Genomic DNA, 11,579 nt, shown 5'->3' on the forward strand with positions numbered 1-11,579 from the left:
TAAAAGATTATTTTAAAGATGAAAATAATTATCCCATAACTCCCCTGGCAAGAAAGATTATTCCCCCCACCAATATCCTGATAAGACAATTTCGTAAAAAGGGATTTCCCGTTATTTTTTCTACCGATGCCTTTAAAGAAGATGATTTTATTTTTAAAGGCAAGATGCATCCCCATGCCATTAAAGGGACAAAAGGTGCTGAGGTCATGGATGATCTTGACATGGAACCCGAAGATCTCTGGCTTCCAAAACCAAGGTTTTCAGCTTTTTTTGATACCGGTCTTGAAAAAATTCTAAAAGACCAAAAGATCACCCTTTGTGCGGTTGCCGGAATCGCTACAAACTTCTGTGTCCTGACCACAGCCATGGATGCCCTGTGCCATGATGTCAAGGCCGTCCTTTTAGAAGACTGCTCTACCGCTTTTTCTGCGCAGATCCATGATCAATGCCTGGATATGTACAGGATAAATCCTTTATACCCACTTTTCAGGGTTATGACATCAGACGAGCTTGCGTCTGAATTATAAGAAAAAATCAATAGGTGTTTGCAGTATCAGGGAGCAATGAGAATCTGATCATCAAAGTTTTCAGTCAGGTCAAAGGAGAGTGCAGCAACTTTTTCTTTGTTTTCAAATTCGATCATGAGTTCTCCTTTTTCCCCCACAATAAGCTTACCGTGTTTTTCTACAACATCGGCCACAAGGGATGGTTCAACCGTCCACCAGCCCCGGGTGCGCAAAAGAAGTTCTTTGCCTTTTAATTTCCGGGGGGTCACAAGATCAATTTCTCTGAACCAGGAAGCCCATCCAATCTGTGCCGGTTCCTTTAAAACCGGGCTGACCGGATCATGATAAATGCGGCATCGTCCAAACAGTCTTAATCGAATCATTTCAGAGCCTCCTCGATCAACGATATAAGCTCAGGTTTTTCAGGTTGATCTGAAGAAGAAACAGGCAGGCCACATGTCTTGAATGCCATCTCCTGGCAAAGGTCAAAAAGCTCAAGCGCCACGTCTTCATCCAACCTATGCTCTTTTCTGACAGCCAGAGAACAGGCGGTTTCAAAAAGTTTAAATCTCAACTCCCGGCCGGCCCGAAGCCGCGGATCAAACAAAGATATGCCTGAACGTTCTATCAGTTTGGAATCCATGGCCTCCATCCGGGAAAAATAGTTCCGTGTTCTTTGAACGTTTGGATCATGGCCAAAATCATCTCTGTCTTCCATCCTTATATAAGTATTCACATTTATATGAGGAATCAAGAAAAAACAAATATCATGACCGGATAACGCTTTTACGTCATAACACCAATTTTTAATAAACAGGGGTTTTCCCTTTAAGCTGACGCGGTATTTTTTTGATAATTTCTTATTGACAAGAGTGGACTTTACGGGCATTTTCAAACCAAAGAAAGGATTCAAATTATGAAAATAAATCCAAATTTTATTTCTCCCTGCGGACTTTATTGCGGTGTCTGTGCCATTTATATTGCACATCGTGATAATAATCAAAAATTTAAGGAACGCTTAGTGGGTCTTTACAAAGGAGGTGTTCATGGCAAGGGCACCCTTCCGAACAGTGAAACGCTTTCAACAGAGAATATTCGATGCCACGGGTGTTTATCTGATGATCTATTCATGCATTGCAAGCAGTTTGAGATCAGGGAGTGCACAAGAGAGAAAGGATATACCGGATGTCATCAATGCAATGAATTTCCCTGTCTATATATTGAAAATTTTCCCATGGCTGTAGGAAAAAAGGTAATTTTACGGTCTGTTCCCTATAGACGGGAAGTTGGTACAAAAAAATGGATTCAAGATGAAGAAGCCCGCTATTTTTGTCCTGAATGCGGTAATAAAGTTTTTAGGGGTGTTGTAAAATGTAATCAATGTAAGGCAAAATTGGATTTGGACTGATTGTAATTTTCAAGAATAGACTGAATTTTTTTAAAGTCCTGGGTTTCCAGAAGGGTGATATGATAAATCTTGCACTTGGTATTTAGATCGAAATATCGTCTGTATCCCTTGATATCAGGTGATTTGAAAACTATTGTATTTTCCAAAAAATGCAATAGTTTTTTTTGGAAAAATTTTGTTTTTTCCTTGACACGTAGTTATTATGTAGCTTATATATAGTTACATTGTACTGAATACTAAAGGGTCTTTTTTGTCACCTTGAGTGATTTGTATTCGGTATTTAAGGTTTATTGACCCTGAACTTATAGTATATATTTTGATTAAAGGGGAATAAAAAAATGAGGTACGCAGAAACGGGGTTTAACTTAGAAATTGATTTAACCCGGGGAAACATTGAGAAGGTCGCAACTGATCCAAAAGACACCGAACTTTATCTGGGAGGTTTAGGTACGAACGCCAAGATATTATGGGACAGGGTTCCGCCTGAAGTTGAAGCCTTTTCTCCTGATAACCTTCTAATATTCGGAGCCGGTCTTTTATGTGGAACACCTGCTACTGGTTGTAATCGTACCATTGTTACTACCATTTCTCCCCAGACCAAGTTAATGGCATTTTCAATGATGGGGGGATTTTGGGCTCCGGAATTAAAGTATGCAGGTTATGATAAAGTCATCCTTCGCGGCAAGTCCTCTGACCTGGTTTATTTATATATAAATAATGACAAGGTAGAAATACGGGATGCCTCTCATTTGAGCGGTAAAGGCGCCATTGAAACTGGTGAAATTCTTAAGAAGGAATTGAATGAGCCAAAAGTCCAGGTGGCTGCCATCGGAATGGCCGGTGAAAACAGGGTCTATTATGCTTCCATTGAGCAGGGCAGGTCCAGTGCCAGCCGGGGCGGAATTGGGGCTGTTATGGGAGACAAAGGGGTAAAGGCCATCGTTGTTCGAGGAACAAAGGACATCAATGTTGCCCAACCAGAGCAATACATTGAGCTTTGCAACGAAGTGCTGGAATATATAAAATTTAGAGAAGAAAACCCAATTCCAGGGGTTATGGCCATTTTATCCAGACTAGGGTCACCGCAGGAGATGGCTATCCATGATGAAAAATGGCACACTGAAAATTTCATGTGGGGAAATTCACGTACCCGTAGAAAAGATTTTTGGACAGAGGAAGTTGAAAAGGAGTGGACGGAAACGTTGGAAAATGCCCGGACGCGGCTGATCTCTTGCTATAACTGTCCCATGAAATGCGGCGCAACACTTTCCATGCCCGGACTTCCCACATACATGATGAAATGCTTTACAAAACTTACCTATACTCTGGGCGCTTTTTCAAACCTGGATTTTGGTTTAAGGATAGCTCAGAAAGCTACGGAATATGGCCTGGATGGATATTCAACCCCGCAGGTTATGGCCTTTGCCCTTGAACTTTTGGAAGACGGCATTTTAACGGATAAGGATTTCCCGGACATGCCCGAAGACAACGAGGGAAGATTTTTCTATCTGCTTGACAAAATTGTCCGGCGGGAAGGAATCGGAGATGTTTTGGCCAATGGTACGTATTGGGCGGCCAAGGAGATTGGTAACGGCGCGGAAGAATATGCTCATAATAATATTAAGAAAATTGAACAGTTGCCGCTTAAGCTGTATATGATGAATCCCATTTATTATCTTATGTATTGTACCGGCGAGAAGATAAACGTTACCCAGATTGAAGGGCAGTTTCCCCAGGCGCCTTTCCCTAAAAGAGAACATAGAGAAAAGTTTGTAAAAGACTGGTTCCAGGTTCCTGATGAAAAGTTCAAGCAATATTTTCTGGACTGGGAAATGAGGGGAGAAAAAAATGTAACTCCTTTTTACCCAACTATTGATATGACTTGTGAGATTGTTGACTGGCAGGAAAAAATGCACTACATCGATGATGCTCTTGGCATGTGTGCAGGTCTTTCCTCATTTCATTTAAAACCTCCGTATCATATGCATAATTACCCGAAATTTATCTCAGCCGGTGCCGGTATAGAAATGGATCAGGACAAACTGACACAAGCAGCCAAGAGATACCGAACTTTAGTTAGAGCCAACAATATAAGAAGAGGCATGAGAAGAAAAGATGAGGCGCCGCCTGCGGATCATTGGAAGAGAAGATTTCCCGAGCTTGAAAAGGAACTCTTAGATACGTATTACCAATATAAAGGGTGGAACAATGATGGCATTCCTACTAAAGAGTCCTTACATGAACTGGGTTTGGATTACGTGGCCGAAGATTTTATAAAGAGAGGGATCTTAACGGACGACTAAAATATGCCTGGCGAAGATGCTTCTTCCAAAGAGGCAATGGCTGAAAAAGAGAAAAAATAGAATGGAGGGCGTGAATCTTGACTGTTGATAAAATTGATAAAATCGATAAAAAAAAGAAAATAATTAAGACAATAAGAATTGATGTTAATAAATGCAATGGCTGCAGGGCATGTGAGGTAATCTGTTCTGCCTTTCACGCCGCACCAAAATATAGCAGCAATAATCCGGCAAGGTCTCGTATTCGGATTATTCGTGATCCTTTAAGAGATATATATGTTCCTGTATATGCGGGTGAGTATACTGTAGCCGAATGTGCCGGCAGAGATAAATACATGATTGACGGAAAAGAATACGATGAGTGTGCCTTTTGCAGGGCTTCCTGCCCATCCAGGGACGAGTTCAAAGAACCTGATTCCGGTCTGCCTTTAAAATGCGATATGTGTGAAGGCGAAGACGAGCCCCTGTGTGTTAAGTGGTGCCATGCCGAGGCCCTGATTTATGAAGAAAGGGAAGAGATCATCCCGGAAGATCAGGAAGAACAGGAGCAGGAGGACATGGAGATCGGCTTGGAATCATTGGCTGACAAATATGGATTACAGACGATAATGGATGCCCTATCCCGAATGTCTGAGAAGGACTGAATCAATGGAAACTATAGCCCCCTTCATAGAAGTAATAGATGAGATAAAAGAGGCTGACGGAGACATTTTTAAATTATGTTTTCAGTGCGGATTGTGTGACTCGGTTTGTCCGTGGAACAGGGTTCGACCCTTTAGCATGCGCAAGCTGATCCGGGAGGCGGCCTTTGGTTTAAGTGAGATAGAAGGCGAAGATATATGGCGTTGCACCACCTGCGGAACCTGCACGGCGCAGTGCCCCAGAGGTGTCAAACAGATAGAGGTCAGCGTAGCCCTGCGAAGGGTGGCAACGGAATATGAACTTTTTCCTGCTTCTGTCAAATCTGCCCGGACAGCAAGGGCAAGCCTGATTTCAGAAGGCAACCCCATACAGGGAGACCGAAAAAAGCGGGCGGATTGGGCAAAAGATCTGTCTGTAAAAACATATGCCGAGGGGATGGACGTCTTATATTTTGTCGGCTGCTATCTCTCTTATGATCCAAGGATGAAAAAGGTAGCGACTGCCACAGCCAATATCCTTAAAAAAGCAGGGGTTGATTTTGGGATCTTAGGTTCCCAGGAAAATTGCTGCGGAGAAAGTATCCGAAAAACGGGCAGCGAAGAAGTATTCAAACGCCTGGCCAGGGAAAATATTAAAACCTTTATCGATAACGGGGTAAAGAAAGTTATTGTTTCTTCCCCGCATTGCTTTCATACGTTTAAAAATGAATATCCTGAATTTATGGTAAACTTTGAGGTTATCTATATTTCCCAGTATATATTGGAACTCGTCAATGAGGGAAGGCTTGAACTTAAAGAGGAATTTCCAAAAAAAGTAACCTATCATGATCCTTGTTACCTGGGTCGCCATAACGGCATATACGACGAACCCCGGGATCTGTTAAAAAAGGTTTCCGGATTGGAACTGGTTGAAATGGAATCTCACGGTAAAAACAGTCTGTGCTGCGGCGGCGGCGGCGGCAGGATCTGGATGGACACACCTCAGGAAGAAAGGTTTTCCGATATCAGGCTGAAACAGGCCAAAGAGGTGGGCGCGCAGGTTTTGGCGACATCCTGCCCCTATTGCATTACCAATTTTGAGGAAAGCCGCCTTAATCTAGAGTATGAAGCCGTTCTGGAGATTAAAGATATCACGGAAATTGTTAGTGAAATGATATGATGAGGAGATAGAAAGTGGGAAATGACGTATTGCCAAACGAAGTAATTCAACAATTTTCTGAAAATCCTGTTTCTGACAGTCTTATTTCTAAAAGACTTGGAGACAAAAATTTTGGAGACGTAATGGTTGTTGGTGGAGGGGTCAGCGGTATTCAGGCCTCTCTTGATCTTGCCACGGCGGGTTTTAAGGTTTATATGGTTGAGAAAGGGCCGAGCATTGGCGGCCATATGGCTCAGCTTGACAAGACCTTTCCCACAAATGACTGCTCGATGTGAATTCTTTCTCCTAAACTGGTCGAGGTCGGCCGGCATCCAAACGTAGAGATTCTGACATTTACTGAAGTAGTCACAGTAGAAGGCAAACAAGGTGACTTTAACATAACACTTAAAACCAGACCCAGATACATTATTGAAGAATTGTGTACGGGATGTACAACCTGTGTAGAATACTGTCCGGTTCATTATCCTGACCCATTTAATCAGGAAATATCGCAGAACAAAGCGGTTCATGTATATTTTTCCCAGGCCATTCCCCTTGTTTCATATATTGATGACAGCTGTCTTAGACTAAAAGAGGGTAAATGTGATATTTGTTCAAGTGTATGTCAGACCGGTGCCATAGATTTCAGACAAGTGCCTAAGAAAACAGACATAAATGTAGGTGCGATTATTCTGTCTTCCGGGATTACGCCGTTTGATCCTTCAGTGAAAGATGAATATGGCTACAAAAATATGCAGAATGTCGTCACCAGCATGGATTATGAACGGCTCTTATCATCCACAGGTCCCTACGAGGGTGAGGTACTGCGAACGTCCGATAAAGAGCTTCCTAAAAAAATTGCCTGGATTCAATGCGTGGGGTCAAGACGGGTAACCGAAGGGGATAACAGCTATTGCTCAGGCGTGTGCTGTACCTATACCCAGAAACAGGTTATTTTGACAAAACACCATTACGAAGATGCCGAGTGTACCATATTTCATAACGACATTCGTTCCTTTGGCAAGGATTTTGAACGATTTTTTCAGAGAACAGAACAATTGCCAGGGGTTGAATTCATCAGAAGCTACGCATCCATTGAAAAGGAAATTCCTGAAAGCAAGAATGTTGTTGTCAGATATGCCACTGCCGACGATGGTGTCAAATCGGAAGAATTCGATATGGTGGTTCTCTCTGTGGGATTGAATCCGCCCAAGGCTTACAAGGAGATTTCAGAAAAATTCGGAATTGAGCTGAATTCACATGGATTTAGCAAATATGATTCTTCCAATCCCATCAAAACCACCAGGCCCGGAATCTTTGTCAGCGGTGCTTTCCAGGGTCCGACAGATATTCCGGAATCGGTTTTTACGGCCAGCGGGGCCAGTTCCCAAATCGGTGAACTCCTTGATTACAGACGAGGAAACCTGGCCAAAGAAAGAATATATCCCGAGGAGCGGGATGTCTCCGGGGAAACACCAAAGATTGGTGTTTTTGTCTGTCATTGCGGGGCAAATATTTCCAGTATTGTCAATGTGCCGTCAACGGTTGAGTATGCCTTGACTTTGCCCAATGTGGTGTACGCAAAAGAGCAGATGTTTTCATGTGCCACCAACTCAGCCAAAGAGATCACGGATCTTGCCAAAGAAAAAGGCCTTAACCGCGTGGTCATCGCAGCCTGTTCTCCCAGAACCCTTGAACCCTTGTTCCGGGATACCCTCAGGGAAGCAGGCCTGAATCAATATTATCTTGATATGGCCAATATCCGGGAACATTGCTCCTGGGTTCATGCCAAGCAAAAGGATGAAGCTACTCAAAAGGCATATGATACCGTCCGGATGTCCGTTGCCCGTGCAAGTCGTTTGGAACCGTTAAAGGAATATGGTCTGCGTGTTAATAAGGCAGCCCTGGTGGTGGGTGGCGGTATTGCCGGCATGACCTGTGCACTTTCCATTGCAAAGCAGGGACATGAGGTCCATCTCGTGGAAAAGAGTAAAAATTTAGGTGGAATGGCGCGAAGACTTCACACCACTCTGGAAGAATTGGATGTTCAAACCTATCTGGATGACGTGATACGCCAGGTTTATCTAAATCCCCTCATCCATGTATCCCATGAAGCCACCATCAAAGAGATTGCAGGTTATCTGGGTAATTTTACGACTACAGTGGAAACTGAAGGCAGAATCAAAGAGATAAAACATGGTGCATCCGTTATTGCAATAGGTGCTGATGAATATCAACCCACGGAATACCTTTACCAGGAAAGCGATCAGGTGTTCACCCATCTTGAGTTGGAAGAAGAGATTGCCAAAGGAAATGAAGCGGTCATTAATGCCGGGAGTCTGGTGATGATCCAATGCGTTGGCTGTAGAAATGAGGACAGAAATTATTGTTCCAGGGTTTGCTGCAGTCATGCCGTAAAGAATGCCTTGAAACTCAAAGAGAAAAATCCCGAGATGCGGATCTATATCCTTTTCAGGGATATGAGAACCTATGGGTTCAGAGAGGATGCTTATCGGGAGGCCTCGGAACAAGGGGTTCAGTTTATTCGTTATGAGCCAGAGGATGCGCCACAGGTTGAGGCTGTCAAAGAGGGCGGTAAAGATGTCTTAAGAGTCATAGTGCCGGATCCGATTTTAGGCCAGCGGCTTGAACTGGATGCTGACATCCTTTCTTTGGCTGCTGCTGTTATTCCCGCTGAATCAACCAGTGAAATTGCCCGCCTTTTCAAGGTAAGCCTGAGCCCGGATGAATTTTTCAAAGAAGCTCATGTTAAATTAAAGCCGGTTGAGTTTGCCACAGACGGTGTTTTTCTTTGCGGAACAGCTCATTATCCCAAGCATATTCCGGAAACCATTAACCAGGCATATGGTGCGGCCGGCAGGGTCTTGACACTTCTGTCAAGTGATACGGTTGTTACATCAGGTTCTATCAGCAAAATCAACAAAGATACCTGTGTGGGCTGCATGGCATGTCTGACCATGTGTCCCTATGACGCCATTTCCTATAACAGGGTAAAAAGAATCTGTGAAGTCAATGGAATCCTCTGTAAAGGGTGTGGGAATTGTGCAGCCACCTGTCCGTCCGACAGTGCACAGCTTAGAGGTTTTGACTCCGAGCAGGTCCTGGCTCAGATCAGGGCGGTCTGACCACCTGGAACAATTATGAATTAGAATAATTATGAAACAGTTACCATTTATATAAGGAAAGAAGTCAATGGACAACAAGAATTTTGAACCCCATATCATCTGTTTTTTGTGCACTTGGTGAGCGTATGCCGCTGCTGACCTGGCTGGGGTCAGTCGTATGCAGTACCCGACAAATATCCGTATTGTCCGGGTCATGTGTTCCGGGAGCGTGTCTCCCCATCATGTGTTGCGTTCCTTTCAACAAGGAGTTGACGGCGTTTTTGTGGGTGGCTGACATTTAGGTGAATGCAATTACCTGTATGGTAATTATTCTGCTGAAAAACGGGTAACACTTCTTTCCCAGATGCTGGATTTCTGTGGCATTGAAAAAGAACGGCTTCGGGCAAGATGGGTATCCTCAGCCGAGGCTCCTGAGTTTGTTGAGGAAATCAATGAGTTTGTTGATGTCTTAAAAAAACTTGGGCCGTCACCATTGAAAAAAGAACTTACCCAAACGGTTGCTTAGCATGAAGGTATTTTTATGATTGATAAAGTAAAACAAAAAATAAACGAACTTCTTTCAGCCGGGTCTGTAAAAGGGGTTATTGCATTGGCTCACGTCAATGGCCATGCGACCCCTTGTCTGTTCCAGAAAGGGGATGACCTTCAAGGACTTAGCCTTGGTGATCTGCAAACATCCGGGGATGCAAGATATCCTTTGAACAAAGTTTTGATCACCATTGCAAGACAATATCCCGAGGATGTGTTTGGTGTCCTGGTTCGCGGGTGTGATGAAAGAGGGCTTTATACCCTTTACCGGCTGAATCAGCTTGAACCGGATAAGGTTGTTTCCATAGGGATTTGTTGCCCTCAATCCCTTGCACTTCAGTGCGAATGCAAAAAACCCTGGCCTGATGAAATGGTAGCAGGAGAAAAATCAGAGGGCGTTTTGCAGAAGCAGGTAAAGGATGTTGAAGACATGGATCTTTCAAAACGATTTTCCTTTTGGAAGGATCAGTTTTTAAAATGTGTTAAATGCTATGGATGCAGGGATATTTGTCCCATGTGTTTTTGCAAGGAATGCACCCTTGAATGCGAGGACCTGGTATCAAAAGGCAATCTTCCGGTTGATATTCCGGTATTCCACCTGACACGGGCCATGCATATGGCAGACCGGTGTATTGACTGCGGGCTGTGTGAGGAAGCCTGTCCTTCGGATATTCCCTTAAGGCTTTTATACAAAAAAACAGCCGGGATTATGAATACTGAATTCGGATATACATCCGGGATTAATAAAAATGAAAAATCACCTTTAAGCTTGCTGGCTCCTGCGCCTGAAAAGTAAAAAGGTATCATAAAGAGGAAAGAGAATGGAATACAGGAATACACTTACAACCTGCACCTATTGCGGATGTGGATGCAATCTTTTTCTTGAGTCCCTTGATGGCAGACTGACGGGTACAATCCCCTGCAAAACCTTTCCGGTAAATGAAGGCAAGCTCTGCATCAAAGGATGGAATGTCCATCAGTTTGTTCAATCCGAAAAAAGGTTGAAAAAACCGTTGATGAGAAAAAACGGGGAACTCACAGAGGTTTCCTGGGATGAAGCCCTTGATTTTGCCGCATCAAAACTCAAAGAGATAAAACAAGCCAATGGTTCTGATTCAGTGGGGTTTTGCGCCTCTGCCAAAGTGACCAACGAGGAAAATTATCTCATGCAGAAATTTGCAAGGGCAGGTATTGGGACAAACAATATTGACCATTGCGCAAGGCTGTGACATTCCTCAACTGTGGCAGGTCTTGCCGCATCTTTTGGCAGTGGTGTAATGACAAATTCAACAGCTGAACTTGAAGAGTCAGATGCAATTTTCATCATCGGGTCCAACACAACGAGTTCCCATCCCCTGGTGGCCACACGGATTTTCAGGGCCATTGAAAAAGGGGCAAAAGTGCTTGTGGCCGATCCCAGGAAAAATCAGATTGCCGATCTTGCCCATCTCTATGTCAGCCATAAGCCCGGAACCGATGTGGCCCTGTTGAACGGAATAATGAAAGTGATCCTTGATAAAGGACTTGAAGATAAGGCATTTATTGCAAAAAATACAGAGGAGTTTGACGGTTTTAAAAAACAGATAGATACCGTCAGTATTGAAAAAACCTCACAGATTACCGGCGTATCTATAGAAGATATCAACGCCATTGCCGAGGTATACGGTAAAGCTGAAAGGGGTTCTATTGTTTACTGCATGGATATCACCCAGCATACCACTGGGGTCGATAATGTAAAATCTCTTGCCAATTTATCCATGCTGACCGGAAATATTGGAAGAGTCGGAACCGGGGTTAATCCTCTTAGAGGCCAGAACAACGTGCAGGGTGCCTGCGACATGGGTGGTCTTCCCAATGTGTATACAGGGTACCAGCCCGTAACCGTCGGGCCTGCCAACAAAAAATTTGCCCA

11 protein-coding genes are annotated in these 11,579 nt (G+C 43.7%); 9 read left to right on the plus strand and 2 right to left on the minus strand.

The window, feature by feature from the left end; genetic code table 11:
- On the plus strand, positions 1 to 527 hold a 527-nt coding region (locus K8S13_RS25160; protein WP_291466526.1), incomplete at its 5' end, for a cysteine hydrolase family protein.
- Between the two features lie 26 nt (positions 528 to 553).
- Here K8S13_RS25160 and K8S13_RS25165 read toward each other — a convergent pair.
- Both K8S13_RS25165 and K8S13_RS25170 read right to left on the minus strand, forming a co-directional pair.
- Entirely contained in the window at positions 554 to 889 is a 336-nt protein-coding gene (locus K8S13_RS25165) for a hypothetical protein (RefSeq protein ID WP_291466527.1), read from the minus strand.
- The gene (locus tag K8S13_RS25170) at positions 886 to 1,224 is read right to left on the minus strand and encodes a hypothetical protein (protein ID WP_291466528.1); all 339 of its coding nucleotides are present in this window, start codon (positions 1,222 to 1,224) and stop codon (positions 886 to 888) included. Before K8S13_RS25170 ends, K8S13_RS25165 begins: the two co-directional genes overlap by 4 nt.
- A 198-nt stretch (positions 1,225 to 1,422) precedes the next feature.
- On the opposite strand from K8S13_RS25170, the gene K8S13_RS25175 reads away from it, so the two are divergent.
- The 8 genes from K8S13_RS25175 to K8S13_RS25210 form a co-directional block, all read left to right on the plus strand.
- Entirely contained in the window at positions 1,423 to 1,914 is a 492-nt protein-coding gene (locus tag K8S13_RS25175) for a DUF3795 domain-containing protein (protein WP_291466529.1), read from the plus strand.
- A gap of 338 nt (positions 1,915 to 2,252) precedes the next feature.
- Positions 2,253 to 4,217 (plus strand): aldehyde ferredoxin oxidoreductase N-terminal domain-containing protein, encoded by a 1,965-nt coding sequence (locus K8S13_RS25180; protein ID WP_291466530.1) that lies wholly within the window; start codon positions 2,253 to 2,255, stop codon positions 4,215 to 4,217.
- Positions 4,218 to 4,294: 77 nt separating this feature from the next.
- Positions 4,295 to 4,858 (plus strand): (4Fe-4S)-binding protein, encoded by a 564-nt coding sequence (locus tag K8S13_RS25185; RefSeq protein ID WP_291466531.1) that lies wholly within the window; start codon positions 4,295 to 4,297, stop codon positions 4,856 to 4,858.
- 4 nt (positions 4,859 to 4,862) lie between these two features.
- Positions 4,863 to 6,014 (plus strand): (Fe-S)-binding protein, encoded by a 1,152-nt coding sequence (locus tag K8S13_RS25190; protein ID WP_291466532.1) that lies wholly within the window; start codon positions 4,863 to 4,865, stop codon positions 6,012 to 6,014.
- A gap of 122 nt (positions 6,015 to 6,136) precedes the next feature.
- The gene (locus K8S13_RS25195) at positions 6,137 to 9,139 is read left to right on the plus strand and encodes a CoB--CoM heterodisulfide reductase iron-sulfur subunit A family protein (RefSeq protein WP_291466538.1); all 3,003 of its coding nucleotides are present in this window, start codon (positions 6,137 to 6,139) and stop codon (positions 9,137 to 9,139) included.
- Between the two features lie 67 nt (positions 9,140 to 9,206).
- A complete protein-coding gene (locus tag K8S13_RS25200; protein WP_291466533.1) occupies positions 9,207 to 9,644 on the plus strand; it encodes a hydrogenase iron-sulfur subunit in 438 nt (145 codons plus the stop codon).
- 15 nt (positions 9,645 to 9,659) lie between these two features.
- The gene (locus K8S13_RS25205; protein WP_291466535.1) at positions 9,660 to 10,463 is read left to right on the plus strand and encodes a 4Fe-4S binding protein; all 804 of its coding nucleotides are present in this window, start codon (positions 9,660 to 9,662) and stop codon (positions 10,461 to 10,463) included.
- Positions 10,464 to 10,488: 25 nt separating this feature from the next.
- On the plus strand, positions 10,489 to 11,579 hold a 1,091-nt coding region (locus tag K8S13_RS25210; protein ID WP_291466537.1), incomplete at its 3' end, for a molybdopterin-dependent oxidoreductase.

Source organism: Desulfobacula sp., assembly GCF_021107415.1.